The organism is Pseudomonas sp. 5P_5.1_Bac1 (assembly GCF_025466015.1).
In the GTDB taxonomy this organism is placed as follows: domain Bacteria; phylum Pseudomonadota; class Gammaproteobacteria; order Pseudomonadales; family Pseudomonadaceae; genus Aquipseudomonas.
The window spans coordinates 110927-136874 of record NZ_JANLNX010000019.1; the positions used below are offsets into that span (position 1 = coordinate 110927).

The window sequence follows — 25948 nt, forward strand, 5'->3', positions numbered from 1 at the left end:
ATTACCGTAGGAGCGAGCTTGCTCGCGATACTCAGTGCTCGATCCTGAAGCGGTTCAAGGTAAGTTTCAGATCACTGGAACCCGCATGCAGACGGTCGCTCAGTTCGCGGGTGCGTTCGGCGAAGTCGGCGGCTTCCTTGGCCTGTTCGGCAGCGCTGGACAGGTTGCGGTTGATGTCTTCGACGGCCAGTGACTGTTGCAAGGTCGCCTCGGCCACGCTGCTGCCCTGCAGGGCGATGGCCCGCAACGACTCGACGATGGCGCGCAAGCGCTCGCCGGCCAGGCTGGCTTGGGTGACGGTGTGCCCGGACAGCGTGCGGGTCTGGCTGATCATCGCCACGGCGTTGCCGCTGCTGACGCTCAGTTCGCCGATCATGCCCTGGATTTCCGTGGTGGCGTCCTGGGTGCGCTGCGCCAACAGGCGCACTTCATCGGCGACCACTGCGAAGCCGCGGCCCTGTTCGCCAGCCCGTGCCGCCTCGATGGCGGCATTGAGAGCGAGCAGGTTGGTCTGCTCGGCAATCGCCCGGACGATGGCCAGCACCGAGCTGATCCGCTCGCTCTGTTGCGCCACCGCATTGATAGTCTCGACGCCGCTGTTGATCAGGGTCGACAGCCCGTCGATTTCACGCAGGGTCAGTTCAACGTTCTTCAGCCCGTCCAGCGCCTGGGATTCGGCGTCGGACGCTTCTTTCGCCGACGCCTGCGCGTGGCTGGCGACGTCCTGGATGCTGTAGGTCACTTCATTGAGCGCGGTGGCGATCAGCGTCACTTGTTGTGCTTGCAGCGCGCTCTGTTGCCGGGCGGACGTTGCGTTGTCGTGGATGGTCTGCGCGGCTTCGTCGGTCGCCGTCGCGGCGACGCGCATGTCACCGATGATGCCGCGCAGGGTCGCGGTAAAGCTGTTGAAGTCCCGCGCCAGCCCGGACAGCTCGTCGCGGCCATCGGTCGCCAGTTGGCGGGTCAGGTCGCCATTGCCGCGGGCGATTTCGGCCATGGCCTGCACGGTGTTTTTCAACGGCCGGGCGATGCCTCGGGAAATCAGCGCGGTCACCAGCACCAGCAGCGCCGACAAGGCCAGGCCAATGGCGCCGATGCGCAGCACTTCGTAGTGGAAGCGGGCCTGGATGTCGTCGATGTACACGCCGCTGCCGAGAATCCAGCCCCAGGGCTTGAACAGCTCGACATAGGAGATCTTGTCCGCCGCACCGGCGCCGCCGGGTTTCGTCCAACTGTATTCGACGATGCCTTTGCCGGCGCCCTGGGCGATCTTCAGCATCTCGCCGTTGATCGCCAGGCCGTTGGCATCTTTCAGGCCGCTGACGTCCCGGCCTTCGAGTGCCGGGCTCAGCGGGTGCAGAAGCATCCGCTGGTCGAGGCTCTGGATGAAGAAGTACTCGGTGCTGTCATAGCGCAGTCCGCGGATCATTTCCCGCGCCTGTTGTTGTGCCTCTTCCTCGCTCAGCACCCCTTGCTGCTGCAGGTGATGGAAGCGCTGGAGGATGCCGGCGGTGTTCTCCACGGCGGTCTGGATCTGGTAGATCTTGGCCCCGTACAAACCGGAGCGGATCTGCAGCAGGACCAGCGCCATGAGCACGGCGATGGTCAGCATGGCGACCAGCAGGATCAGCCACAGGCGTCTTTCGATTGCGATGTTTCTCAGGCTCAGCATGGTGCGCCTCGCGGTACGACTGCCCAACGGAAAAAAACGGGCGCACGCCAGGGAGCGGAGTGCGTGCGCCCTGGCAGCATCAGACGCCGCCAACCTTGTAGACGCTGATCAGCACCTCATGCTCGCTGATGCCGTCGATGGTGCCGACGAACACATAGTCGTTGAGCCAGGCATTGGCGCCCGGCTGGGTCTTGAAGCGCGGCGTGGTGCGGCAATAGAAATCGCTTTCCTGCATGTCGCGCAGTTCCAGGCCCTTGGCTTTCTTGGCCAGCCCGGATTCATTGAGGCGCCAGATGCCCGGGTTGTCGATGATGATGAGCTGGCCGTCATCGGTCTTCAGGCGGTACAGCGCGTTGATCAGGGTGACGCCGTCGTCGCGGGTCACCGACATGTCGGCGCCGCCCGGAACGACGGTGCCCTTGAAGCCCTTGCCGGTGAAGCTGCCGCCGATGATCGGGTAGTTGATGCGCATGCCGTCCGGGCCCTTGCCCATGTCTTCGCGCGGGCCGAGCTGGACGCTGATCTGCAGGACCAGTTGGTTGTCCAGGCGCTTGGGGACTTTTTCCTTGAGTTCCAGCGCCTGGGCCGGTGACAGGCAGATCGCGGCGAGAAACAGGCACAGCAGGCGCAGTGTGTTGAGTGCTTTCATGGTTTCAGCTCGTGGCAATGAGGGGTGGGCCACCCGCGTCCGTCGCGGGTGGCGCGGGGGTCAGAACGGCGGCCAGGACGACAGCGGATCGTGGCGGCAAGGCTGTTTGAGCAGTGAATTGCACTCGGGCAGGTCTGTCGGCACGTTCACCCCGGTCAGCTCGCCGAGCACCAGTCGCGAAGGGTGCGCCACGTCATGGAACACCGTGTTGCGGCTGGACAGCGCGTAGTAGGCGAAGCCGTAGCCGCCGGTGCGCGAGGGCGCGTCGATCCAGATGCGCAGGCGCGAGCCTTCACGGAACGGATGGGAGAACGGCGGGATTTCCACCCGGCCCAGCGCCGGCACGTTCGGCAGCATCGGCTGGATACCGTCCGGTTCGTTGAGCTGCTGTGGCCGCAGTTCGCTGGATTTGCTGTCGTCCAGTTTGCGGTTGGACATGCGCAGCCAGCCGCGCTGGACGAAGACTTCCTTGTCGTCTGGGCGCACCTCGGTGATGGTCACCTGCACATCGGTGTCCGGGGCGAGGAAGGTCGACAGCCAGATGTCCGCGCTGGCGCTGCCGTAGCTGAGGAAGTCGCGTTCGAACGGCGCGCTGGTGTAGGCCAGGCTGCCGTCACGCCACAGCGGGTGCTGCCAGCCCCAGGCATGGTCCTTGAGGTAGGTGTTCACGTCCGGGCCGGGGATCGGATAGATATAGGCGTCCGGTTTGCCGCTGCCCTTGCCGCCCTGGACCAGTTCGCCGCCCTCGTTGAGGGCGAAGCTCACCGGCTTGACCGGCAGCGGGTACTGGTTGCGTTCGATGGTCCAGCCGGGGCGCGCGCTTTCGTTGGCCTGATGGCGACCGCTGCGGTCGTCGGCCACGGTTTCCTGCCAGATTTCCAGGTGCGGGGTGCTTTCGAAACTGTTCTGCTCGCCTTTGACGAAGTGGTCGAGGAAGGCGTACAGCTTTTTGCGGAAGCGCCCCGATTCGTAGAGGTTGTGGCCGCCGCTGGTTTGCACCATCCAGAGTTTTTTCGGGTCGAGGCGCTCCTGGTAGAAGCCTTCGCGGGCCAGCACCGCCTCGTCCTGCCAGGCCTGCATCGACAGCACCGGCACCTGCACAAGATTGGCGCGGTCGCGCGGGGCGCGCTGTTTCATCCATTCATCGTGCTGCGGGTGACGGAGCATCTGGTACATCAGCGAGGTGTCGACCACCTTGGCCTGGTTTTCCGTCACCTGGGCGATGCAGCGCTCGTCGCCTTCGCTTTTCGCGCTGGCCTTCACCGCCTCCCAGCGCTGGTCGACGAACCAGTGCCAGGTGGTGGTGAATTCCTGGTTTGGCACGCCGCCGAGGAACCAACTGTCGGTGTAGGCATCGCCGAGGATCATGCCCGGCGCGATGGCCTTGAGGCCCTGCGGGCGTTCCGAAGCGGTCATCAACTGCGACATGCCGGCCCACGACCAGCCGAACATGCCGACACTGCCGTTGGACCAGTTCTGCTGCGCGGCGAACTCGACTGCGCTGCGGCCGTCGCTGCCGTATTCCGGGCCGAGGAAATCGAAGGTGCCTTGCGAGCAACCGGTGCCGCGGGCTTGCACGCCCATCACAGCGTAGCCGCGTTGCACCAGGTCCTTGTCCATGGCCACGGAGAAGGTTTCGTTGTCTTGCAGGTAGGCCGAGCCACCGATGCTGCCGGAGTCGTAACCGCTGTAGCGAACCAGCACCGGGAACTTGCCTTCGCCCTTGGGCAGCAAGACCGAGTAGCGCAGTTGGGTGCCGTCGGCGGCGGTGATGTAGCCGGTGACGCGCTTGCCCCAGAAGGCTTCGAAGCTGCGGTCGGACGGCGGCAGGCCGTCGCCGCCGGGCGGGGCACCGGCGCAACCGGCAAGCAGCAGGGCCAGGCTCAGGGCGCTGAGGCTCAGCGCGCGGGTGAGGGAGGGCATGGACATAACTATCCTCGGATCAGTCGTTGCGTAGGGTGGCGGGGCGCTGACGTGCGGCCCGCATCATTCAGTCAGTGCTCAGAAGCGCTTGCTGGCGGAGAACACCACGGTGGCGGAGCAGTCGCCGCCCTTGCCGAAGTTGTTGGTGCACTCGGCCTCGGACAGGTCGGTGTCGATGTAGGCGGCCTTCCATTCCAGGCCGTAGGCGCGCTTGCTGACCGCCAGTTGCCAGTCGTTGTAGTCGCTGCGGTACTTGCCGCTGGCCGAGCGCCAGGCCTGTTCGTCCGGGGTCGAGGTGTGGCCGAAGCGGACGTTGAGCTTGGTCTGCCACGGCAGATAGAAGTCGTATTCGGCCCAACTGATCAGGCGGTGCCCATCGCGCTCGGTGATGGCGGCGTTGGCGGGCAATACGCCCCAGCCGATCAATTGGTCGACCTGGGCGGCGGCCGCGGCGCGGGCCGGCGGGTTGCGCAGGTCGTTGGCGTATTTGAAGCCCACGGTGGCGTTGCGGTAGCCGAGGGTGCCGATCCATTCGCCGAAGTTGATCCAGCTATCGCCGGGGTATTCGTAGCGGACGTAGGACAGCGAGAAGCGCGTGTTCTCGGTGATCGGCCGGGCGATACCGACGTAGTAATCCCATTCGCGGTTGCTCTGGGTGCCCATGTCGACGTTGGCCGTGAAGACGCCGGCATAGAGACCGCTGATCTTGTGCACCAGGGTGGCGGACGTGAGCAGGACGGGGCCGTCGTTCTGGTTCAGGGAAAAGCCGCCGACGCGGTAGTCGCTGGCCAGCCCGACGTTGATGTCGAGCAGGGTTTCCGGGGTCAGGTCGATGGCCTGGGCGGACAGTGAGAGGCCGAGCAAGGCGCCGGCCAGCCCCCCGAGAGTCAATTTGTTCATGCGTTCTGCTCCATTGTTGTGATTGATCTGGCAGATAAGGGCGTTGCGTTGTAGGTCTTGTTATTGGATGGCCTGATGGCCCCCGCGCTTTTTCCGGGCATGACGAGAGCGCTGGCTCGATCGAAGACGAGCCACTCAGGCACCGGGCAAGGGTTGTTATTGGCGGGTGAAGCGGGTTGCGAATCAGTGTCGGCGGATGCTGTTCTCCTTGTGCGGTTGAGCGAGTGCTTCAGACATCGGAGCGAATCCGGTTCCACAGCCGTGTCAGCAGGCGCAGCACTTGCCGTTGTGGCGGCTCGGCCTGGAACAGCAGGTGACGGTCCTCGTCCGGGACGAACAGGTTGTGTTCGCCCAGCAGTTGCGGGTCGATCAGCGCCTTGCTCGCCGGGGTGGGGTTGGGGTAGCCGATCTGGTTGGTGACCCGGGCGATCACCTCCGGTTGCAGCAGCCAGTCGATGAAGGCATGGGCCTGGGCGAGGTTCTTCGCGCCCTTGGGGATCACCATGTCGTCGGACCACATCAGCGTGCCCTGGCGCGGCAAGGCCATGCGGATGTCGTTGCCGTTGTTGGCGCCGAGGGCCATGTTGCGCGCCGCGAGCATCCCGCCGGACCAGCCGAGGGCCACGCAGATATCGCCGTTGGCCAGGTCCTGGGGGTACTTGGACGAGTTGAAGTAGCGCACGTAGGGCCGGATCGATTTGAGCAGCGCCTCGACCTTGTCGTAATCGGCCTGGCGCGTGCTGTTCGGGTCCAGGCCGAGGTAGTGCAGGGCGATCGGCACGACCTCGTTGGGGCTGTCGAGAATGGCCACGCCGCACTGGCTCAAGCGGGCGATGCGCTCCGGTTTGAACAGCCAGTCGTAGTCGCGCATGTCGACGTCTTTGCCGAGTACCGCCTCGACCTTGGCCTTGTTGTAGCCGATCAGCGTGCTGCCCAGCAGGTAGGGCACCGAGTAGCGGTTGCCGGGGTCGAGGTGTTCGCGCTGTTGCAGGGTGCTGGCGTCGAGCTGGTGCCAGTTCGGCAACTGCTGGCGGTCCAGCGGCAGCACGGCGCCGGCGGCGATCAGGTTGGGCACCTGGCTGCTGCCGGGGAACGCGAGGTCGTAACCCGCCGTGCCGGTCAGCAGGCGCGCTTCCAGTGTTTGCGGGCTGTCGAAGACGTCGTAGATGACCTTGATGCCGGTGCGTTTCTGGAAATCCTGCACCACGTCCTTGGGCAGGTACTCGATCCAGTTGTAGATGCGCAGTTCGCCGCCCGGGCTTTGATTCGGGGCCTGGTCCTGGGCCTGGACGAGCAGGCTGGCGCCGCCCAGCAGCAGGGCCGTGGTCATGGTTTTCAGCAAATGCTTCATGGAGCTCTCCTGTCGATCAGATCAGAGCGCACGGGCGAGGGCGCGGAGCAGGCAGACGGTGTCGATATCGAGGATGCTTTCGGCCACCGGCATCGACGACTGCTTGACGATTACCACGCGGCGCTCGAAATCCAGGTACAGGTACTGGCCGTGGATGCCCACCGCCAGCAGCGCTTCGCCGGGATAGACATACCACTGGCTTTTGTAGCTGGCCCCGGGACTCCACTGGGCGAAGCTCTCGTTGGCGGCATAGATGGCCGGATCACCACCGGCCAGCACGGCGCCGATGGCGTCGGCGCTGAGCAGTTGGCGGCCCTGGCAATGGCCGCGGTCGAGCAGCAGGCTGCCGTAGCGGGCCATGTCGCGCAGGGTCGCGTTGAAGCCGCAGCCGGTGATGTTGCGGCCCCACGGATCAGCGAGGAAAAACCCGTCGCGCTCGCAGCCCAGGCCCTGCCAGATGTCACCCAGCAGCTCGGCGCAACTGCGGCCGGTGGCGCGCTCCATCACCCAGCCGAGGGCTTCGGTGGTCGCGGTCACGTAGTGGAAGAAACCGCCGTGCTCGCCACGCTTGCGCATCCCTGGCAGGTATTCGTAGAGCGACTGACAGGCCTGGATACCGGCCGGTGGCGGGGTGAGCCCGCAGGCGTAGCCGAAGTGCGAACTGCCGGAGTCCGGGTCGTCATAGACCTCGTCGTAGTCGATGGACACAGCCATGTCCATCAACTGGCGCACGCTGGCATCGCCGAAGGCACTGCCTTCGAACTCCGCGACGTAGTGGGTGGCCAAGCGTTGATCGTCCAGTTGGCCGTTCTGCACCAGTTCTTCGGCTTTCATGCCGATCAGCGATTTGGTCACCGAGAACATGATGTGACGCGTGGTCTCGCCGTGGCCGTTGGCGTACAGCTCCTGGGCGACCTGGCCGTCTTTCATGACCAGCCAGCCGTCGGTGTGGGTCGCCGCGAGGTGATCGGCGAGGCTGACGTCATCGCCCGATGCGCTGAGGAAACTGAAGTCGGCGATCGAATACCCGGCGGCGGGCAGGGGTCCGGCGGCTGCCTGGCCACGTGGCACGCTGATGCTCGGGCGGATCCGCCCCAGGTTGTGAAACGCCCAGCGGTTATGCGGCGGGGTCATGAAGTTATGCCATGTCACCCGTTGTTCGGCGGGCGGCGGAAACCCCTCCATCAACGGCGTTACGGAAGGAGCGCTGGTGCGATAGGCACTGCGCATTGCCTCGACGAAATCGGTGTTCATGGACAGCTCCGTGGGGTGGCGGTGGGAAATTTTTATCTCCATATAATTTTATAGTCAAATAAAATATTTGATCGAGATTGAAAATTTACTAGAATCGGCACCTTGCCAAGGCCACCCGGAGAAGAACGTGAGCGGATTACGACAGAGACAAAAGGAACTGCGGCGGGAGGCCATCGTTACCGCGGCGCTGGAGCTGTTCGAGACGCACGGCTTCACCGCGACCACCGTGGAGCAGATCGCCGTCCAGGCCGGGGTGTCGACACCGACGGTGTTCAACTACTTCGGCAGCAAGCAGGACATCCTGCTAGCCCTGATGGAACACGCCGACCAGCGCGCGCTCGGCGACGCCCGGGTGCAGATGCCCGTATTCGACAACGCGGTCGACGCCATGTGTTATCTCGAATCGCAGATCATCCGCCGTGAACTGCAGGCCTTGCCCGCTGCGATATGGCGCGAATTGCTGCCGCTGGGCGTGCTCACCCCGCGCCCTGACGCCGCGACCCACCTCAACCAGCGCCTGATCGTCGAAGTGGCCGGTTTGCTGCGCGATCTGCAAGCGCGGGGCTTGTTGAAGGCGTCGTTCGATGTCGAGTTCGTCGCGGAATTTCTCAATGACTACAGCTCGACGCTGTTCATGCGCCTGGTGCAGGACGACGTGCCGGACCTGGAGGCCCATGACCGGCGCATTCGCACGCTGACCCAGACGTTGGTGGAGGGGTTGGCGCCGTAGGCGGATCGGGGCGCTTGGCTTAGGCTGCGGCGCGGATAGTCGGTGTAACTTAGCCCGTGAGATCCCCAGGCAGATCGATATCCCGCACAACTCCGGGGTCTTGCACCTCGATCCGCACACAGGCCTGAGGGTTGTCGCCGATCACCTGCCGGCCACCCTGATCGCCGTTTGCCCGCAACAAGGCGGGCCAGAAGCGGCGCCCGAAAATCACCGGGTGACCGCGCTGGCCGTGGTGAAGCGGCATCAGGATGCGCTCGCTATCAGCTTGGGCGCACAACTGCCGCAGCGTCTGCGTCTCGATCCAGGGCATGTCTCCAAGCAACACCGCCACTGCCACGGCGGGATTATCCGCCAGCGCGCCAATGCCCGCGGCCAGGCTCGCGCCCATGCCTTCGTCGGCGTATTCGGCGCGGATGAGCGCGACCCGGCTATCGAGGCCCAACTGCCGAGGTTCATCGTCGTGCCGCAGCACCACGTGGACCTCATCGAAGCAGGTCAGCACCCGCTCCACTGTCGCCGCCAGCACGGTCTGGCCAGAGGGGAGCCGCGCCAGCCGCTTGTCGCTGCCAAAACGCTTGCCTCGACCGGCGGCCAGCACCAACGCCACGCAGGTGCTCATGCCGCTGGCACCTGCAGTTCGCGGCTGTGCTTGGCCCGCGAGACGCTGATTTCGCCAGGCAGGGCAACGCCGTTCTTGGCGGCAAGGATTTCGGCCATGACGCTGACCGCGATTTCGGCGGGGGTCTTGCTGCCGATATAGATGCCGATGGGGCCATGCAGGCGTTTGAGCGAGGCCTCGGTTTCGCCGAAATGCTCGATCAGCCGCTCGCGGCGCAACTGGCTGTTACGGCGCGAGCCGATGGCGCCGACGTAGAACGCCGGGCTGTGCAGGGCCTCCAGCAGAGCCAGGTCATCCAGCTTGGGGTCGTGGCTGAGGGCGACAATGCAGGTGCGGACATCGACCCGGTAGGCCCGGACCACGTCATCCGGCATGCCGATGATCTTCTCGACCCCGGCGACGTTCCAGCCGCCCATGTACTCGGGCCGTGGGTCGCACACCGAGACCTTGAAACCGTTGAACAGGGCCATGGTCGCCAGGTACTCGGCCAGCGCCCCGGCGCCGATCAACAGCACGCGGTAGCCGGGGCCGAGGGTGTTGAACATGTGCCGGCCATCGAAGCTGAACTGCTCCGGGAGTTGGGTCGGGGTCAGGGTGACCTGGCCGTCGCTCAGGTCGAGGTCGCGGCGCACCAGGCTGCCGCTATCGAGCAGCTCGAGCAACTGCTCCAGACGGGCCGGTGCCGGGTCGAATTCGAGGATCAGTTCGAGGGTGCCGCCGCAGGGCAGGCCGAACCGGTGGGCTTCGTCGGCGCTGACGCCGTAGCGCACCACTTCGGGCAAGCCGCCGCGCATGCCGGCGCCGCCATAGGCCGTGGTGTAGCGATGGATCAGGTCATCCTCGATGCAGCCGCCGGAGACGCTGCCCACCACCCGGCCATCGCCGCGCAGCGCCATCATCGAACCCACCGGCCGGGGTGACGAACCCCAGGTGCGGGCGACGGTGGCCAGCAACACCGGCTCGCCCGCCTTGACCCAGTCGCGGACGCTACGCAGGACCAGCAAATCGATGCTTTCCATGATTGCCATCACCTCCTCAGCGCATCTGCAGAATGATCGGGCTGCTGCTGGCCGGATCGGTGTGGCCGCGCAGCTTGCCGACGGCCTGGGCCTCGACCTTGCCACCCTGGTTGCCCCAGGTGGTGCGGATGAAACTCAGCACATCGGCGATTTCCTGGTCCGTCAGTTGCGCGCGGAACGCCGGCATGCGGTAGGCATCCGGCAACCCGGCGGCGACCACCCGTTGCGAGCCATTGAGGGTGATATTGATCGCCGAGGCGTCCTCGCGGGCGAGCGCCGAAGTCGCCCCGGCCAGCGGCGGCATCCACTCGGCCAGTCCCTTGCCGTCGAGTCCATGGCAGGAAGCGCAGCGGGTCACGTAGGTATGCGCTCCGGCATTGTCCAGGTGCTGTGCGGCGGACACCGCCTGGTATTGCCAGGGTGCGCCGTCGCGTTGTGCATCGCCGGGCAGCGATTTCAGGTAGTGGGCGATTGCTGCCAGATCATCGTCGCTCATGAACTGCGTGGAGTTATTGAAGGCCTCGGTCATCGAGCCGTAGACCACCGCATGCTGATTGCGCCCGGTCTTGAGGAACCGGACGATATCGGCCTCGCTCCAGCGCCCCAGCCCGGTGTTGTGATCGTCGCGCAGGCTCGGCGCGTACCAGCCGTCGAGCAGGGCGCCGGCAAGGTACGGCTTGCCGGTTTCATCCAGGGCTTTTTCGTTGAACGCTAGGCCGCGGGGAGTATGACAACTGCCGCAATGGCCGGGCCCCTGGACGATGTAGGCGCCGCGGTTCCACTGCGCGTCCTGTGCGGGTTTGTCCGCGTAGGGGCTGGTCGCGGCGAACACACCGTTCCATAGAGCGATGGGCCAACGCATGTTCAGCGGCCAGGGAATGCTCCCCGCAAGGTTGGCTTGCCTGACCGGCCGCACGCCTTGCATGAAGAATGCATAGAGCGCGCGGACATCGTCGTCACTGAGCTTGGCGTAGGACGGGTAGGGCATGGCCGGGTACAAACGCCGACCGCCGGGCGCGACGCCATGGCGCACGGCGCGGTCGAAGTCGGCGAGGCTGTAGCCGCCGATACCGGTCTCCCGTTCGGGGGTGATATTGGTGGCATGGATCACGCCCAGCGGTGTCGCCATCGGCAACCCGCCAGTGAATGGCGCGCCGTCCGGCAGGCTGTGGCAGGCAACGCAATCGCTCAGGCGCGCCACATATTCGCCACGGCTGACCAGCGCCGCATCGGCACTGGCGTCAGCGCGTGGCGCGGCGTCGAACGGCGAGGCGGGCTCGCGGTTGACGTACCAGGCCAGCAGGCCCGCCGCGACAAGGCACGGCAGCACCAGCCAGCCGGCGGTTCTTGCGAATCGGCTGCGAGTCATGGGCGTTCCCCGTCAGGTGAAGGTGTAGCGGCTCAGGGGCATGCTGCGAATGCGCTGCCCGGTCAGCCGCGCTACCGCGTTGGCCACTGCCGGCGCGACCGCCGGCAACGGTGGTTCGCCGATGCCGCCCATTTTCGCCCCGCTCTCGATGATGCGCACATGCACCTTGGCCATGCGCGACGGCGGCAGGATCGGGTACAGGTCGTAGTTGCGCGCCCGTGGCTTGCCGTCGATGAACACCGCTTCTTCCAGCAGCGCCTGGGACAGGCCCAGGGCCACGGCGCCATTGACCTGCGCCTCGATGATCGCCGGATTGACGATGCTGCCCGGATCGATTGCCTGCCAGATGTCGTGCACCCTGACCTGGCCGTTCTCGATCGACACTTCGGCGATTACCGCAGCTTCGGAGCCGAACGGCGAGGCCATGGCCACGCCGCGGGCACGCCGGGTGCCGTCTTCAGCGGTAAACGGGCCGCGCTTCCAGCCGCCGGACAACTCGCCCACCGCATTCAGCAGGTTGGTCAACCGCGGGTTGTCGCGCAGCAAGTGCTGGCGCAGCTCGAAGGGGTCCTTGCCGCCCTTGTCGGCGAGTTCGTCGAGAAACGCCTCGTAGAAGAAGTCATTCAGGGAATTGCCCACCGAACGCCAGTAGCCGAGCATCATCGGGCCTTGGACGTAACGCTGGGCGATACGTTTGTTGGGGATGGCGTAGGACTTGCCTGACAACCCTTCCAGGGCGGTGGGGTCGAGCTTGTCGCCCTGCTTGCCGGCGAGGGCTTCGCTGGGCCCTTCGGTGGCACTGATCGCTTCGATGGCCAGCGGCAGCCCGTCGCCATCCAGCGCGGCGCGGAACCTTACCGCGGCGATCGGGCGCAGCACATCACGCAGGAATTCTTCCTCGCGGCTCCAGATCAGCTTCACCGGGCGGCCGACCGCCTTGGCCAGCTCGATGGCCTGGGGGTACGGATTGGCGGACTCGTAGAGAAAGTGCCGGCCGAAAAAGCCGCCCAGCAGCGGCGAGTGCAGGGTGATCCGGGCGGGATCGAGGCCGGTGCGTTTGGCGATGTCGGCGCGGAACATGTCCGGCGCCTGGTTGGGCAGCCAGACTTCCAGCGAGCCGTCGGGGTTGAAGCGTGCCAGGGCGGACGGCGGCTCCAGTTGGGCGTGGTTGAGGTATTGGTTGTGATAAGTGGCCTCGACCGTGGTCTTGGCGGTGGCGAGGATGCCGGCGACATCGCCCTCGTGTTCATCATCCCGGGCCGACCCTTGTTCGGCGGCGAGGCGCTCGCGAAAGGCATCGCTGGAGAAATCTGCGGGCATCGCCCGGACCTTGCCGTCGCTGGCCGCTTCCCGCCAGTCGACCTGGATGGCTTCGGCCGCACGCTTGGCGTGCCACCAGCGTTCGGCGACCACGGCGACCGCGCCGGGCAGGCGATGGACCGAATGCACGCCCTTCATCGCCTTGACCTGCGCTTCATTGCGCAGCTCGCCGACCGTCATGCCCAGGCGCGGCGCGTGTTGCACCGCGGCATGGAGCATGCCGTCGAGCCTGATGTCGATGGTGTACTGCGCCTTGCCGGTGGACTTGTCGTAGGCGTCGACGCGGCGCACCGGCTTGCCGATCCAGCGGAACTGGCTGGGGTCGCGCAGTTGCACACTGGCCGGGTCGGGCACCGGCAGGTCCATGGCGCGTTCGGCCAGTTCGCCGTAGGCCAGCGAGCGGCCCGAAGCCACATGCAGCACCTTGCCGGGCTCGGTGGACAGCTCGCTCACCGGCACGCCGAGACGCTCGGCTGCGGCCTGCAGTAACATGGCCCTGGCCAGGGCGCCGAGACGGCGCATGGTCGGGTAACTCATGCGCACCGACATGCTGCCGCCGGTAATGCGCATGCCGTTTTCCATCACCACATAGGCATCGCCCGGTGGCGCGCTATCGACCAGGAAGGTGGCGGGATCGGCGTCCAGTTCCTCGCCGACGATCTGCGCCATGGCGGTGTAGGTACCTTGTCCGCCCTCCATGAACGGGCAAAGCAGGCGCACGGTGCTGTCCGGGCGGATTTCAAGAAACGCCGGCACCTGGGTGCCGCGCTCCTGGGCCGCGGCGGCGGCAGCCTGGACCCTGGCCGAACCCAGCGGCAGGCCGAAACCGATGACCAGAGCGCCGACCGCGGTGCCGGCGGATGCCAGCAGGAAACCCCGTCGTGACAGGTTGACCGGTTCACCCTTGAGCAGGGCAGTCAATGCTTCGGGCGCGTCGATGGGCGTGTTCATCAGACGTTCTCCTGTTGCGTCGCCAGGTCATGCACGGCGGCATGGATGGCGTTGTAGGTGCCGCAGCGACACAGGTTGACCATGGCCGCGTCGATCTGCGCATCGCTCGGTTTCGCCGTGTGCTTGAGCAACGCGGTCGCCGCCATCACTTGCCCGGACTGGCAGTAACCGCACTGGGCCACCTGGTGTTCGACCCAGGCCGCCACCACGCGCTTGCCCACCTCGTCGGCCTCGATGGCTTCGATGGTGGTCACCTCGCGCCCGCTCACCGCCGCCACCGGGGTGACGCAGGAACGCACCACGCTGCCGTCCACCAATACCGAACAGGCGCCGCACTGTGCCAGGCCGCAGCCATACTTGGTCCCGGTCAGCCCCAGGTCGTCGCGGATCACCCACAGCAGGGGCGTATCGGCGTCAGCCTCGACCTCATAGGTCTTCTGGTTGATTCGTAGCTCCATGGTTCACCTGCTAATCAGTCGGTTGATGTCTTGGTTTTCTTATAGGCAGGTGCCACGCACAGACGCGTGGCCCAAACCAGAAACGCTAGCACAAGGCTGCAAGGGGCATTCTTCGCGTTCATCGCATGAGCCCAGCAACGGGATTGATGAATCAGGGCGCGTCGGACGGCAGCCGCAGAGCGTCGATCACCACCTGCATGGCCGGCGAGGGCTTGCGCTGCGCCGCGTAGTACAGGTGATAACCGGGAAAGCGCCGCCAGCACTGCTCCAGCACCGCAATCAAGCGGCCGGTCGCGAGGTGCGGGCGGGCCAGGTCTTGCGGCACATAGGCGAGGCCGTGACCATCCAGCGCGGCGTTGAGCACCTGATAGATGCCGTTGAACACCAGGCGCCCGCCAACCCTGACGCTTAGCGCCTGCTCATCGTGCTGCAGTTCCCAGGCGTAGAGGTTGCCGTAGGTGGGCAGGCGCAAGTTGATGCAGTCGTGATCCATCAGCTCACCGGGAGTACGCGGTGGTTCGCGACGGGCGAAGTACGCCGGGCTGCCGATGATTGCCATGCCGAAGTCCGCGCCGATCGGGATCGCACGGATGTTCCGGGCCAGGCCGTCACCCAGGCGCACGCCAAAATCGAACCGGCCCTGGACGATGTCGACGAGGTTGTAGTCGGCGTGCATTTCCAGGTTCAGCCGGGGATGAACGGCCAGCAAAGGTGCCAGCTTCGGCCACAGCAGCGAGTCGATGGCATGGTCGCCGGCGGTGATGCGCAGGGTGCCACTGACGGAATCGGTGAACTCGGCGACCGCATGCAACTGCGCCTCGATGGCCTCCAGCCTCGGCGCCACGCTGGCGATCAGCCGTTCGCCGGCCTCGGTCACGGCAACGCTGCGGGTGGTGCGGGTCAGCAGGCGTACGCCCAGGCGGGCCTCCATCGCACCGATCGTATGGCTGAGCATCGATTGCGACATGCCCAGTTGCGCCGCGGCGCGGGTAAAGCTGCGTTCGCGGGCCACGGCGATCAATGCGAGCAAGTCGCTGTAGGGCTCTTTGGCCATCCGGGGGTTCCTTGAAGTGGCTTGAAATCCAGGCTCGAAAACAGGTGAGGAACGGCCGGGGTCGCGCTCGACGTTGACGGGTCGTCAAGCGGGCTACGGGACGATGGCACCAGTCTAGGGATTGGCATGCCCTGCAAAAACCCGGATAAAGCGCATGTACCTATGCATCGGATTGATAAATAGGACTCAGGCTGCGGGATAGCGCAAGGCCGCGATGAGCAACGTCATCGCCGCAGACGGCTGGCGTCGGCTCGGGTAGTACAGGTGCAGCCCGGGCCAGGTCGGGGACCAGTCGTGCAGCAGTTGCACCAGCGCGCCGGCCTGCAAGTGAAGCCTGGTCATTTCTGCCGGCATATAGCAAATGCCCAGCCCGGCCACTGCCGCTTCCACGCAGTCGAAGCTGCTGTTGCACACCAGTTGGCCGTCCACCCGCAGGTTGAGTGGCGTACCGTCCTTCTCGAACTCCCAGGCCCACAGATTGCCGAGGCTGGGCAGGCGCACATTGATGCAGTTGTGCTGGAGCAGGTCCGCCGGCGTTTGCGGTCGGCCATGCTGGGCCAGATAGCCCGGGCTGGCCACCACCGCGAAGGGCGCGTCGGGACCGATGCGCACCGCGATCATGTCCTGATCCAGCGACTCGCCCATGCGCACGCCGGCGTCGAAGCGCTCGGCGACGATATCGACGAAACCGTTGTCGGCGACCAGCTCGACCTTGATCTGCGGGTAGTGCGGCAGGAACTGCCTGAGCCTGTCCATCAGCACCGCGTTGATCGCATGGTCCGAAGCGCTGATACGAAGCGTACCGGCGGGGCTGTCGCGAAACGCGTTGAGGGCCTCGAGTTCGTTATCGATCGCTTCCATGTGCGGGGCCACCCTGCGCAGCAGTTGCTCGCCGGCTTCGGTGGGGGTGACGGTGCGTGAGTTGCGGGCCAGCAACTGCACCCCCAGTCGCGCTTCGAGGGCGCGAACGGCATGGCTGACCGCTGTTTGTGTGACCCTCAGGCGTGCGGCGGCCTTGGTGAAACTGCCTTCACGGGCGACGGCGAAGAAAACCGGGAGGCCGCTGAAGGCCTCGCGGAGGGATTTGTGCTCCATGGCTGGCGCATCTCACTGAAAGGATTGATGCACGGTAATGGCTTGGGGAAGGATTTTGAAGGGTAGATTCTTTGAACCTGGGTGTCGGCGCATCGAGTTCACCGCGCCAACACCCAGTGCCTTTACCTGCTGTACTCACCATCGATCAGGCGCGGAATGCCCAGCGGATTGGCATCCTGCAACGCGGCAGGCAGCAGCTCATCGGGGTAGTTCTGGAAACACACCGGGCGCAGGAAACGGTCGATGGCGAGGGTGCCAACGGAGGTGCCGCGGGCATCCGAGGTGGCCGGGTATGGACCACCGTGAACCATCGCATCACAGACCTCGACACCGGTCGGATAGCCGTTGAGCAAGACCCGACCGACTTTCTCCAGCAGCAGCTCACTCAGCCAGCCATAGGTGCGCAGTTCGTCCGGCTCACCGATCAGCGTGGCGGTCAGTTGCCCGCGCAGGGCCTGGATGGCGGCGCTCAGTTGCGTCTGATCTTCGACTTCGATCACCAGCGTGGCCGGGCCGAACACTTCTTCCTGCAACAGCTCATCGCCGCTCAGCAGCAGACTGACATCCGCCTGGAACAACTGCGGTTGCGCCTGCGTGCCGGTTTGCGCGGCGCCGGCCAAATGGCGGATGCCAGCGTGGGCGTGCAGGTGCTCCAGCCCCTTGCGGTAGCTGGCCAGGGTGCCGGCATTGAGCATGGTCTGCGCCGGTTGGTCAGCCATGTGCGCCGCGAACTGTTCGATGAACGCGCTGAACGCCGGCGAACGCAGGCCGAGGATCAGTCCGGGATTGGTGCAGAACTGGCCGCAGCCAAGCGTCACCGAGCCGCTGAGTTCGCGGGCGATGGTGGTGCCACGGGCTTGAAGGGCATCCGGCAGGAGGATCACCGGGTTGATGCTGGACATCTCGGCAAACACCGGGATCGGCTGCGCCCGTTCGGTGGCCATGCGGCACAGGGCGTTGCCGCCCTTGAGCGAACCGGTGAAGCCCACGGCCTGGATTGCCGGATGCTTGACCAGCCATTCGCCCACGCCGCCGCCATAAATCATATTGAACACGCCCGCTGGCATGCCGGTGCGCTCGGCGGCGCGCAGGATCGCATCGGCGACCCATTCCGCTGTCGCCATATGGCCGCTGTGGGCCTTGAACACTACCGGGCAGCCGGCCGCCAACGCGGAGGCGGTGTCGCCACCGGCGGTGGAGAAGGCCAGCGGGAAGTTGCTGGCGCCAAACACCGCCACCGGGCCGACGCCGATGCGGTATTGACGCAGGTCCGGGCGCGGCAGCGGCTGGCGCTCGGGCAGCGCGTGGTCGATGCGTGCGCCGTAGAAGTCGCCGCGGCGCAAGACCTTGGCGAACAGGCGCATCTGGCCGCTGGTGCGGCCGCGCTCGCCCTGGATGCGCCCGGCAGGCAACGCCGTCTCGCGGCACACGGTGGCGACGAAGTCGTCGCCCAGGGCGTCGAGTTCGTCAGCGATGGCGTCGAGGAAGTCCGCGCGTGTGGCGGCGCTCAGGTTGCGGTAGATCGGGAAGGCGGCGCTGGCCGCCCTGGCCGCGGCATCCACTTGCGCCTCGGTGGCCTGGCTGAACCGGTGCGGCAGCGCCTCGCCGGTGCTGGCGTCGAGGCTGTGCAGCCAGGTGTCGCCTTGGGCCGAGCGCTGGCCGCCGATGTAGTTGTGACCGAGGATCGAGGTCATTGGGGTCTCCGTAATCAGGTAAAAACAAGGAAATCAGGTGATGGCGCCGATCTGCCACGGCACGAATTCGTTCTGCCCGTAGCCGTGCTGTTCGCTCTTGCTGCGCTCGCCCGAGGCGATGCTCAGCATCAGGCGGTAGATGTGCTCGCCGCGCTCTTCGATGGTCATGCTGCCGTCGGCGATGCCGCCGCAGTTGACGTCCATGTCTTCTTCCTGGGTTTCCCAGAGGCGGGTGTTGGTCGCCAGCTTGATCGACGGCGAGGGCGCGCAGCCGTAGGCCGAGCCGCGGCCGGTGGTGAAGGCGATCAGGTTGGCGCCGCCGGCGACCTGGCCAGTGGCAGAAATCGGGTCGTAGCCGGGGGTGTCCATGAACACCAGGCCGTGGGCGCGCACCGGTTCGGCGTATTCGTAGACGTCGACCAGGTCGCTGGAGCCGGCCTTGGCCACGGCGCCGAGGGATTTCTCCAGGATGGTGGTCAGGCCACCGGCCTTGTTGCCGGCGGACGGGTTGTTGTTCAACTCGGCGCCCATACGCTCGCAGTAGGCTTCCCACCACTTGATGCGGGCGATGAGTTTTTCGCCGACCTGCTGGCTGACCGCACGGCGGGTCAGCAGGTGCTCGGCGCCATAGATTTCCGGGGTTTCCGAGAGGATCGCGGTGCCGCCGGCGGCGACCAGGCGGTCCACCGCATTGCCCAGTGCCGGGTTGGCGGTGATGCCCGAGTAGCCGTCCGAGCCGCCACATTGCAGGCCGACGGTGAGGTGGCGAACGCTGACCGGCTCGCGCTCGATCCGGTTGGCCTCGGCCAGCAGCGATTTGACCTGGGCGATGCCGCTGGCGATGGTCTTCGAGGTGCCGCCGGTGCCCTGGATGGTGAAGGTGCGCAGGGCGTCGCTGCTTTCCAGGCCCTGGGCCGCCAACAGGTCGGGGATCTGGTTGGTTTCGCAGCCCAGGCCGATCATCAGCACCGAGGCGAAGTTGGCGTGTACCGCGTAACCGCCGAGGGTCCGTTGCAGCATGGCCAGGGCTTCGCCGCCCGGGTCCACCGCGCAGCCGACGCCGTGGGTCAGGGCGACCACGCCGTCGACGTTCGGGTAGGCCGCCAGGGCTTCGGGGTGGATGTCGCGGCGGAAGTGGTCGGCGATAGCGCGGGCCACTGTCGCCGAGCAGTTCACCGAGGTGAGGATGCCGATGTAGTTGCGGGTGGCGACCCGGCCATCGGCGCGGACGATGCCCATGAAGGTGTCGCCGGTCGGCGCCTGCACGCCCTTGGCATCGACGCCGAACGCGTAGTCACGGGCGAAGTCGCCCATCGCCAGGTTATGTACGTGAACGTGTTCACCGGCGGCGATGGCCTGGCTGGCAAAGCCGATGATCTGCCCGTAGCGGCGCAGCGGCTGGCCGGCGGCGATGGCGCGGGCGGCGACCTTGTGCCCGGCCGGGATCGGCGCCAGTACGCGCAGGCCTTCTTCCAGTTCCAGGCCCGCGGGCAGCGGTTGGCGGGCGATCAGCACGTCGTCCAGCGGGTTGAGGCGGATCACGGCGTTGGCAGCGCTTTCACTGCCTGTTCTTGTAATGAGTTGCATGGCGGTTACCTCAGAAATACAGCGGGGGCTCAGGCCAGCCCGCGCTCGCGATAGTCGATCAGGCCGGAGAACAGCATCAGGCCGAAAGCCATGACCACGAAGAAAATCAAGGCCAGGAAGTAGGAACCGGTGAACTGCACGATCAGGCCGATCAGGATCGGTACGATGACGCCGACCATGTTGCCGCAGAAGTTCATGCTGCCACCCAGCACGCCGGCCTTGGACTTGCCGCCGAGGATCGCCGGCAGGCACCAGTACATGCCGCACCAGCGGATGAAGAACAGGGCGACGCAAAGCAGGGCGATAACCCGCGCGGCATCCGGGGTGTAGGCCACCAACAGGATGCACAGCGCGGCGACGGCGGCGGAGCCGGCGAACATGCTGCGCATCACGGTGTTTGGCTGGCCGCCATTGGTTTTCCATTTGTCGGCGACCCAGCCGCCGATCAGTTCGCCGACGAAGCCGCACATGAAGATCAGGAAGGTCGCGCCACCCATGGCCTTGATATCGAGGTTGTGGGCCTGGTGCAGGTAGCTCGGCATCCAGGTCAGCAGGCCGTAGAACACGCTGTTGTAGCAGGCGTAGCCGGCGAACATGCACAGCACCGAGCGGCTTTTCAGCAGTTCCTTGAGCACGGCCTTGCGGTTGCCGTTGTTCTTGCTCGCGGCGTCGTTGGCCTGGGTGATGTAGTCCAGCTCGGCCTTGTTGACTTGCGGGTGTTCGCTCGGGTGGTTGCGGATGTACCACCAGGCCCAGATCCCCACCACGACGGTGCCGACACCGGCGATGAAGAAGGCGATGCGCCAGGAATCGAACCAGGTGATCAGGCCGGCAATGATGATCGCGCCGAACGCGGTGCCCAGCGGTGCGCCGCCGTCCACCAGGGTGGCGCCACGGCCACGCTCGTTGGGGGTCAGCCAGGCGCCGTTGAGCTTCGCGCCGGCGGGCATGATCGGCGACTCGGCGACACCCAGGCCAATGCGGGTGATTAGCAGGGTGATCCAGTTGTGTGCGAAACCGCCCAGCGCCTGGAAGGCGCCCCAGCCAACAGTGGCAACACCGACGATATTGCGCACCTGAAAGCGGTCCAGCAGCATGCCGCTGGGGATCTGCATCAGCGCGTAGGACCAGAAGAAGGCGCTGAGAATCAGGCCTTCCAGGGCCGGGGTCAGTTCGAACTCGGCGGAAATCAGCGGCAGGGCGACCGACAGCGAGGCACGGTCGATGTAGTTGATCGCCGCCAGCAACAGAAGGATCAGGAAAATGCGCCAGCGCACGGTGGTCGGGCGAGCGCTGTCAGTGGCGGCGAGGGCGGGCGAGGGGGCCGCCGGATAGGGGCTGTTCTTCATGCTCATCTCACTCTTATGGTTGTTATGAAATGCCGGGGCGGCGCCTCCCTGCGCCTGCTTCACATGGGCCGGGTCAGAGCGGCTTCACGGCGCCCGGTTCCAGCGGTTCGGCGGCACGGGCAACGCTGTTGCGCAGTGGCGCGCCGAACTCGCTCAGGCTGATCTCGAACACATCGCCTTCGACGGTCTTGATCTGGTCGGCGAACGACAGGGTCGCGGTGCCGAAGAAATGGATATGCACGTCGCCAGGGCGGAGGAACTGGCCGTACTTGAAGTGGTGATACTCCAGGTTCTCCAGCGAGTGGCACATGTTTTCTTCGCCGCTGAGAAAAGGTTTTTCCCACAACACGGTGTCGCCACGGCGAATCCGGCTGGTGCCTTCCAGGTGGCGGGGCAGCTCGCCGACCCGCAATTCCGGGCCATACGAGCAGTTACGCAGTTTCGAATGGGCGAGGTACAGGTAGCTGCGGCGCTCCATGACATGGTCGGAAAACTCGTTGCCGACGGCGAAACCCAGGCGGTAAGGCTGGCCATCATCTCCGATCACGTAGAGGCCGGCCAGTTCCGGTTCCTCGCCGGCGTCTTCGGCGAACACAGGGCTCTGGAATGCCTGTCCCGGACGGACGACCGTGGAACCGTCGCCCTTGTAGAACCATTCTGGCTGCGCGCCCACGGTGCCTGCGGCGGGACGGCCACCGTCGATGCCCCACTGGAACATCCGCGCGGTGTCGGTCAGGGCGGCGGCGTCATCGATTTTCTGCTGGTGCATCTTGTCGCGGGTCGAGGCGCTGCCCAGGTGGGTCAGACCGGTGCCGCTGATCAGGCAGTGAGCCGGGTCTTCGTGGTCCAGCGGCGGCAGCACGCGGCACTCGGCCAGGACCAGGGAATAACTTTCAGTACTGCTGTCCAGCCCGCGCTCCAGAACCTCGGCGCTCAGGCTGCGCTGGTTACGGATGGCGGCGAGGGCCAGTTCACGCATGTGGGAGGTGTTGCGCACAACCTGGATCAGGTCGCCTTCGACCACGCCAACATGGCGTTTGGCTTGTGCAGTCTCGAATTGGATCAGGCGCATGAGGGCTCCTGTTTGTTCTTGTGGAGGATCGTCTGAGGGCCACTTTAATTTTCCCGGGCGATGCTGCCTAATGAGAGCTGTTTACCCCGTGATAACTTTTAGTGATCCCTATGCTGCCTTCCTTGAGTTCCATGGCTTCACGCCTGCGCCTGCGTCAGTTGCGCCTGCTTATCAGCCTCGACGAACTGGGCTCGATCCACAAAGCCGCCGAGGCCATGTCCATCACCCAGCCCGGTGCGACCAAAGCCCTCAACGAAATCGAGTCGACCCTCGGCGCGGTGCTGTTCGAGCGCACCAGCAAGGGCCTGGAAGCCAATGACCTGGGGCGTTGCGTGGTGCGTTACGCACGCTTGATCAATACCGACCTGGCGCATTTGCGCGAAGAAATGCTGGGGATTCTCCAAGGCCATGGCGGGCGCTTGTCGGTCGGCACCATCATGGGCGCCGTGCCGATGCTGGTGGAGGGCCTGGCGCACTTGCGCGAGAGCCAGCCGGACCTGTCGGTGACGGTGGTCGAGGACACCAGCGACCGCCTGCTCAGCCTGCTCGACCAGGGCCGGCTGGACGTGGTGATCTGCCGGACCAGCGTCAGCCGGCGGCCGGACGCCTACGACAGCCGGGTCAAGCATCAGGAACAACTGGTGCTGGTGGCGAACCCGGCGCACCCGTTGGCCGGCAGCGAAACCCTGAGCCTTACGCAACTGGCGGATTCGCGCTGGGTGGTGTTCCCGGTGAACATGCCCCTGCGCCTGACCCTGGAACGCGAGTTCCGCGAGGCCGGGTTGAACTTTCCGCAGTACCCGATCGAAACCTCATCCACCTTCACCACCTTGTCGCTGCTGCGCCAGGACGCGGGACTGCTCGCGGTCATGCCGTGGGACGTGGCCAAGGTGGCGGTAGAGCACGGCATGCTGGTGAAGTTGCCGCTGCAGTTGCTGTCGCGCAGCGAGCCGTATGAAGTGGTGACGCGGCGGGGTGTCGAGTTGAGCGGGCCGACGCAGGTGTTGATTGGTATTTTGATGGAGTGAGGGGCATGGGTATTTACACATCTTTCTGTCATGTGGTGGCTGGAAGGCGCCTGTCAAAAAATCGAGTAATGGCCACCATGCGCATGTCGGAAGTTTTCTAGCGCTCTCAAGACCGAGCGCCGCCCGCGCGGCGCATCGCGGATGAATCCGCTCCTACATTTGCTGCAACGTACCTATGCCTGTCAGGCCATGGTTGACCGCCTTGGTGGTATGACGCGGTATCGAGTCGACCTCAATAGCCTCCCCGCAATTCATCGTCAGACGCCAAAGACGGGCAACGCCTATCTGACAGGCCATGGCACGTTGCAGCAAATGTAGGAGCGGATTCATCCGCGATGCGCCGCGCGGGCGGCGCTCGATCTTGAGAGCGCTGAAAAACTGTCGGCTCGCGCTTGGCCGCCATTACCCGATTTCCTGACTGACGCCTCATGGTCTTCATACAGCCACAAGATGTTTAGATACCCATGCAACGATGGCCCCCACTAAACAATACGTTACCCACCAGACCGCCCCCAATACGGCGGCTCCCCAAAATGCTCGGCAAAGAACTCGACAAACGCCCGCACTTTCTTCGAATTGCGCCGGTTCGGCAGGTACACCGCATGCACGCTGCTGTCTTCGCTGTTCACATGGGCCTTCCACTCCGGCAACACGATCTGCAACCGGCCGGCGTCGATGTCCTTGCCCACCAGCCAGTCGGCGATCAGCAGCAAGCCCATGCCATTCAGCGCGGCTTCGCGCAGCACCAATGAGTTGTTGGCCCGCAACGGACCGCTGACCCGCACGCTTTCTTCACTGCGACCAGTGAAATGCCAGAGGTGGTTGCCGCGGGTGTAGGCGAAGGTCAGGCAGGCGTGCTGGGCAAGGTCGGCCGGGGTGCGTGGCACGCCATGGCGCCGCAGGTACTCGGGGCTGGCGCACAGCAGTCGGTGATGCGGCGCCAGGCGCCGGGCGACGACATCCGGCGAGTTCACGCTGCCCAGGCGGATCGCAAGGTCAAGCCGCTGCTCGACCAAATCCGCCACGTCATCGGACAGCAGCAGTTCCAGGGTGATGCCGGGGTAGCGCGCGAGAAAGGCCGGCAGCGCCGGGGATATATGCAACTGCCCGAAGGCCACCGGCAGGCTGACGCGCAGTTGACCCCGGGGCGGGCCCTGCGCTTCGCTGGCTTCCAGGTTGGCGCTCTCTAGATCCGCCAGCAACCGCACGGCATGTTCGTAGTAGGCTTCTCCGGCGGTGGTGAGCGTCACCCCGCGGGTCGAGCGATTGAGCAGCCGCGTACCGAGCTTTTCTTCCAGGGCATCCACCTGGCGCGTGACCGACGAGGTGACCATGCCCAACTGTCGCCCGGCCGAGGCGAAGCCGCTGGCATCCACGGTGGCGACGAAAGCGTTGAGCGCCGCGAAACTGTCCATGATTGTCCCTATTGCGCTCTGCGCAACGAAATGTTCCGCATCTTCTGTAGCCTGAGCACGGCTCGTCAAGCGAAGTTAACCTTGGACTCAGGCTAGTCGTTGCGTAATGCGCAACGCTGCGTTGCCCGACAGACGGATTCTCTCGGCTGACGCCGCGCTCTACGCTGGCGTCCTTACTCCCGATTCACCCTGATGAGGTGTCGTCAATGTCCTCCGGCAATTCAGCTACCACTGCTCCCACCAGCCAGTCCGCCAGTGCCACGCCGGCGCTGCCCGCAGCCCTGGTGGTGTTTCTCGCCTTCTGTTGTGGCGCGGTGGTCGCCAACCTCTACTACGCGCAGCCGATCGTGGAAATGATCGCGCCGTCCATCGGGCTGTCCACCACCCACGCCAGCCTGATCGTGTCGCTGACCCAGTTCGGCTATGCCCTGGGCCTGCTGTTCCTCGTGCCGTTGGCGGATCTGCTGGAGAACCGCCGGCTGCTGGTGACCTTCACCCTCGCCGCGGCGGTGTGCCTGGCCGCGGCGGCGTTGAGCCAGACGCCTTCGCTGTTCCTGCTCTGTTCGCTGCTGATCGGCCTGACCTCGGTAGCGGTGCAGATCCTCGTGCCGCTGGCCGCGCACATGGCGCCGGAAGAATCCCGTGGCCGGGTCGTCGGCAACATCATGAGCGGCCTGCTGCTGGGCATCCTGCTTTCCCGTCCCTTGGCCAGCACGCTTGCGCAAGCCTTCGGCTGGCGTGGGGTGTTCTTCAGCGCGGCCGGGCTGATGGTGGTGATGGCGCTGGTGATGGGCTGGTTGTTGCCGCGCCGGGTGCCGGCGCATCGGGTCAGTTACCCGGCGCTGATCGGCTCGGTGTTCACCCTGGCCCGTCGCTATGGGGTGTTGCGTGAGCGTTCGCTGTATCAGGGTTTGCTGTTCGCCAGTTTCAGCAGTTTCTGGACCATCGCACCGATCGAGCTTATCCGCCAGCACGGCTTCAGCCAGAACGGCATCGCGCTGTTTGCCCTGGTCGGCGCGGTGGGCGCCGTTGCCGCGCCCATCGCCGGCCGTCTGGCGGACGCCGGGCACGGCTTGCGCGGTACGGCCAGCGCCTTGTTGCTGGCGCCACTGGCATTGCTCGCCGGGGCGTTGCCGGGGGCAGGGTGGTGGTGGATGGTGGTCACCGCGGTGCTGCTGGATTTCGCGGTGCAACTGAACATGGTGCTCGGCCAGCGCGAAGTCTATGCCTTGGATCCGCACAGCCGGGCGCGGCTGAATGCGGTGTACATGACCAGCATTTTCGTCGGCGGCGCACTGGGCTCGCTGATTGCCAGCCCGCTCTATGAAACCCTCGGCTGGACAGCGTTCGTGGTCTTGTCGGCGATCCTGCCGGGGCTGGCGCTGCTGAAGTTCATGCTGCGGGCCGGCGGGGCGGCCCGTCACTGACGGGGATGGCCA

The 25948-nt window shown here is 65.5% G+C and carries 21 protein-coding genes and 1 pseudogene; 3 read left to right on the forward strand and 19 right to left on the reverse strand.

What is annotated here, in order from left to right; genetic code table 11:
* Window positions 1–31: 31 nt before the first annotated feature.
* The 7 genes and pseudogenes from NTD82_RS29215 to NTD82_RS04005 all read right to left on the reverse strand — a co-directional run bounded on the left by NTD82_RS29215 (window position 32) and on the right by NTD82_RS04005 (window position 7749).
* Entirely contained in the window at window positions 32–868 is an 837-nt protein-coding gene (locus NTD82_RS29215; protein WP_410017026.1) for a methyl-accepting chemotaxis protein, read from the reverse strand.
* 27 nt (window positions 869–895) lie between these two features.
* Window positions 896–1672 (reverse strand): annotated as a pseudogene (locus tag NTD82_RS29220) (cache domain-containing protein); the annotation flags it as partial.
* Between the two features lie 79 nt (window positions 1673–1751).
* Window positions 1752–2321, reverse strand: coding sequence for a DUF3237 domain-containing protein (locus tag NTD82_RS03985; protein WP_262127821.1), 570 nt, complete (start codon window positions 2319–2321; stop codon window positions 1752–1754).
* Between the two features lie 60 nt (window positions 2322–2381).
* Window positions 2382–4244, reverse strand: coding sequence for a CocE/NonD family hydrolase (locus tag NTD82_RS03990; protein WP_262127822.1), 1863 nt, complete (start codon window positions 4242–4244; stop codon window positions 2382–2384).
* Between the two features lie 78 nt (window positions 4245–4322).
* Window positions 4323–5144: a TorF family putative porin gene (locus NTD82_RS03995; RefSeq protein ID WP_262127823.1), complete on the reverse strand. Its 822-nt coding sequence runs from the start codon at window positions 5142–5144 to the stop codon at window positions 4323–4325.
* 229 nt (window positions 5145–5373) lie between these two features.
* Window positions 5374–6495, reverse strand: a complete 1122-nt coding sequence (locus NTD82_RS04000) for an extracellular solute-binding protein (protein ID WP_262127824.1) — start codon at window positions 6493–6495, stop codon at window positions 5374–5376.
* Window positions 6496–6516: 21 nt separating this feature from the next.
* Window positions 6517–7749: a serine hydrolase domain-containing protein gene (locus NTD82_RS04005; RefSeq protein ID WP_262127825.1), complete on the reverse strand. Its 1233-nt coding sequence runs from the start codon at window positions 7747–7749 to the stop codon at window positions 6517–6519.
* 127 nt (window positions 7750–7876) lie between these two features.
* Between NTD82_RS04005 and NTD82_RS04010 the strand changes: the two genes are divergently transcribed.
* Complete coding sequence (locus NTD82_RS04010) at window positions 7877–8479, forward strand: TetR/AcrR family transcriptional regulator (RefSeq protein WP_262127826.1); 603 nt, start codon at window positions 7877–7879, stop codon at window positions 8477–8479.
* A 49-nt stretch (window positions 8480–8528) separates the two neighbouring features.
* On the opposite strand, the gene NTD82_RS04015 is transcribed toward NTD82_RS04010, so the two are convergent.
* The 11 genes from NTD82_RS04015 to araD1 all read right to left on the reverse strand — a co-directional run bounded on the left by NTD82_RS04015 (window position 8529) and on the right by araD1 (window position 22066).
* Complete coding sequence (locus NTD82_RS04015) at window positions 8529–9098, reverse strand: NTP transferase domain-containing protein (protein WP_262127827.1); 570 nt, start codon at window positions 9096–9098, stop codon at window positions 8529–8531.
* A complete protein-coding gene (locus tag NTD82_RS04020; protein ID WP_262127828.1) occupies window positions 9095–10117 on the reverse strand; it encodes an XdhC family protein in 1023 nt (340 codons plus the stop codon). Before NTD82_RS04020 ends, NTD82_RS04015 begins: the two co-directional genes overlap by 4 nt.
* A gap of 16 nt (window positions 10118–10133) precedes the next feature.
* Window positions 10134–11486 (reverse strand): c-type cytochrome, encoded by a 1353-nt coding sequence (locus NTD82_RS04025; RefSeq protein ID WP_262127829.1) that lies wholly within the window; start codon window positions 11484–11486, stop codon window positions 10134–10136.
* 12 nt (window positions 11487–11498) lie between these two features.
* Window positions 11499–13757, reverse strand: coding sequence for a xanthine dehydrogenase family protein molybdopterin-binding subunit (locus NTD82_RS04030; protein WP_262127830.1), 2259 nt, complete (start codon window positions 13755–13757; stop codon window positions 11499–11501).
* Complete coding sequence (locus NTD82_RS04035; protein ID WP_262127831.1) at window positions 13757–14215, reverse strand: (2Fe-2S)-binding protein; 459 nt, start codon at window positions 14213–14215, stop codon at window positions 13757–13759. The genes NTD82_RS04030 and NTD82_RS04035 overlap by 1 nt, the downstream gene beginning before the upstream one ends.
* A gap of 151 nt (window positions 14216–14366) precedes the next feature.
* Entirely contained in the window at window positions 14367–15269 is a 903-nt protein-coding gene (locus NTD82_RS04040) for a LysR family transcriptional regulator (protein ID WP_262127832.1), read from the reverse strand.
* 186 nt (window positions 15270–15455) lie between these two features.
* Window positions 15456–16364 (reverse strand): LysR family transcriptional regulator, encoded by a 909-nt coding sequence (locus NTD82_RS04045; protein ID WP_262127833.1) that lies wholly within the window; start codon window positions 16362–16364, stop codon window positions 15456–15458.
* 122 nt (window positions 16365–16486) lie between these two features.
* Window positions 16487–18058 carry an aldehyde dehydrogenase (NADP(+)) gene (locus NTD82_RS04050; protein ID WP_262127834.1) on the reverse strand — a complete coding sequence of 524 codons (1572 nt, stop codon included), beginning with the start codon at window positions 18056–18058 and terminating at the stop codon, window positions 16487–16489.
* A 33-nt stretch (window positions 18059–18091) separates the two neighbouring features.
* On the reverse strand, window positions 18092–19645 hold the full coding sequence (locus tag NTD82_RS04055; protein WP_262127835.1) for a UxaA family hydrolase: 1554 nt from the start codon (window positions 19643–19645) through the stop codon (window positions 18092–18094).
* 29 nt (window positions 19646–19674) lie between these two features.
* Window positions 19675–20994 carry an MFS transporter gene (locus tag NTD82_RS04060; RefSeq protein ID WP_177454383.1) on the reverse strand — a complete coding sequence of 440 codons (1320 nt, stop codon included), beginning with the start codon at window positions 20992–20994 and terminating at the stop codon, window positions 19675–19677.
* 73 nt (window positions 20995–21067) lie between these two features.
* A complete protein-coding gene (araD1, locus tag NTD82_RS04065) occupies window positions 21068–22066 on the reverse strand; it encodes an AraD1 family protein (RefSeq protein ID WP_262127836.1) in 999 nt (332 codons plus the stop codon).
* 110 nt (window positions 22067–22176) lie between these two features.
* Between araD1 and NTD82_RS04070 the strand changes: the two genes are divergently transcribed.
* Entirely contained in the window at window positions 22177–23094 is a 918-nt protein-coding gene (locus tag NTD82_RS04070) for a LysR family transcriptional regulator (RefSeq protein ID WP_262127837.1), read from the forward strand.
* A gap of 494 nt (window positions 23095–23588) precedes the next feature.
* Here NTD82_RS04070 and NTD82_RS04075 read toward each other — a convergent pair whose 3' ends face one another.
* Window positions 23589–24509 carry a LysR family transcriptional regulator gene (locus tag NTD82_RS04075; RefSeq protein ID WP_262127838.1) on the reverse strand — a complete coding sequence of 307 codons (921 nt, stop codon included), beginning with the start codon at window positions 24507–24509 and terminating at the stop codon, window positions 23589–23591.
* A 206-nt stretch (window positions 24510–24715) separates the two neighbouring features.
* On the opposite strand from NTD82_RS04075, the gene NTD82_RS04080 reads away from it, so the two are divergent.
* Window positions 24716–25936, forward strand: coding sequence for an MFS transporter (locus NTD82_RS04080; RefSeq protein WP_262127839.1), 1221 nt, complete (start codon window positions 24716–24718; stop codon window positions 25934–25936).
* Window positions 25937–25948: the final 12 nt, after the last annotated feature.

What these genes read in the sequence shown, in the direction of transcription:
- NTD82_RS04040 (WP_262127832.1), bottom strand. Translation starts at nt 15,269, where the DNA reads ATGGCCAAAGAGCCCTACAGCGACTTGCTCGCATTGATCGCCGTGGCC.
- NTD82_RS04060 (WP_177454383.1), bottom strand. Translation starts at nt 20,994, where the DNA reads ATGAAGAACAGCCCCTATCCGGCGGCCCCCTCGCCCGCCCTCGCCGCC.
- NTD82_RS03995 (WP_262127823.1), bottom strand. Translation starts at nt 5,144, where the DNA reads ATGAACAAATTGACTCTCGGGGGGCTGGCCGGCGCCTTGCTCGGCCTC.
- NTD82_RS04070 (WP_262127837.1), top strand. Translation starts at nt 22,177, where the DNA reads ATGCTGCCTTCCTTGAGTTCCATGGCTTCACGCCTGCGCCTGCGTCAG.
- NTD82_RS03990 (WP_262127822.1), bottom strand. Translation starts at nt 4,244, where the DNA reads ATGCCCTCCCTCACCCGCGCGCTGAGCCTCAGCGCCCTGAGCCTGGCC.
- NTD82_RS04080 (WP_262127839.1), top strand. Translation starts at nt 24,716, where the DNA reads ATGTCCTCCGGCAATTCAGCTACCACTGCTCCCACCAGCCAGTCCGCC.
- NTD82_RS04045 (WP_262127833.1), bottom strand. Translation starts at nt 16,364, where the DNA reads ATGGAGCACAAATCCCTCCGCGAGGCCTTCAGCGGCCTCCCGGTTTTC.
- NTD82_RS04000 (WP_262127824.1), bottom strand. Translation starts at nt 6,495, where the DNA reads ATGAAGCATTTGCTGAAAACCATGACCACGGCCCTGCTGCTGGGCGGC.
- NTD82_RS29215 (WP_410017026.1), bottom strand. Translation starts at nt 868, where the DNA reads ATGCGCGTCGCCGCGACGGCGACCGACGAAGCCGCGCAGACCATCCAC.
- NTD82_RS04050 (WP_262127834.1), bottom strand. Translation starts at nt 18,058, where the DNA reads ATGACCTCGATCCTCGGTCACAACTACATCGGCGGCCAGCGCTCGGCC.
- NTD82_RS04015 (WP_262127827.1), bottom strand. Translation starts at nt 9,098, where the DNA reads ATGAGCACCTGCGTGGCGTTGGTGCTGGCCGCCGGTCGAGGCAAGCGT.
- NTD82_RS04025 (WP_262127829.1), bottom strand. Translation starts at nt 11,486, where the DNA reads ATGACTCGCAGCCGATTCGCAAGAACCGCCGGCTGGCTGGTGCTGCCG.
- NTD82_RS04020 (WP_262127828.1), bottom strand. Translation starts at nt 10,117, where the DNA reads ATGGAAAGCATCGATTTGCTGGTCCTGCGTAGCGTCCGCGACTGGGTC.
- NTD82_RS04075 (WP_262127838.1), bottom strand. Translation starts at nt 24,509, where the DNA reads ATGGACAGTTTCGCGGCGCTCAACGCTTTCGTCGCCACCGTGGATGCC.
- NTD82_RS04055 (WP_262127835.1), bottom strand. Translation starts at nt 19,645, where the DNA reads ATGCAACTCATTACAAGAACAGGCAGTGAAAGCGCTGCCAACGCCGTG.
- araD1 (WP_262127836.1), bottom strand. Translation starts at nt 22,066, where the DNA reads ATGCGCCTGATCCAATTCGAGACTGCACAAGCCAAACGCCATGTTGGC.
- NTD82_RS04030 (WP_262127830.1), bottom strand. Translation starts at nt 13,757, where the DNA reads ATGAACACGCCCATCGACGCGCCCGAAGCATTGACTGCCCTGCTCAAG.
- NTD82_RS04035 (WP_262127831.1), bottom strand. Translation starts at nt 14,215, where the DNA reads ATGGAGCTACGAATCAACCAGAAGACCTATGAGGTCGAGGCTGACGCC.
- NTD82_RS04005 (WP_262127825.1), bottom strand. Translation starts at nt 7,749, where the DNA reads ATGAACACCGATTTCGTCGAGGCAATGCGCAGTGCCTATCGCACCAGC.
- NTD82_RS03985 (WP_262127821.1), bottom strand. Translation starts at nt 2,321, where the DNA reads ATGAAAGCACTCAACACACTGCGCCTGCTGTGCCTGTTTCTCGCCGCG.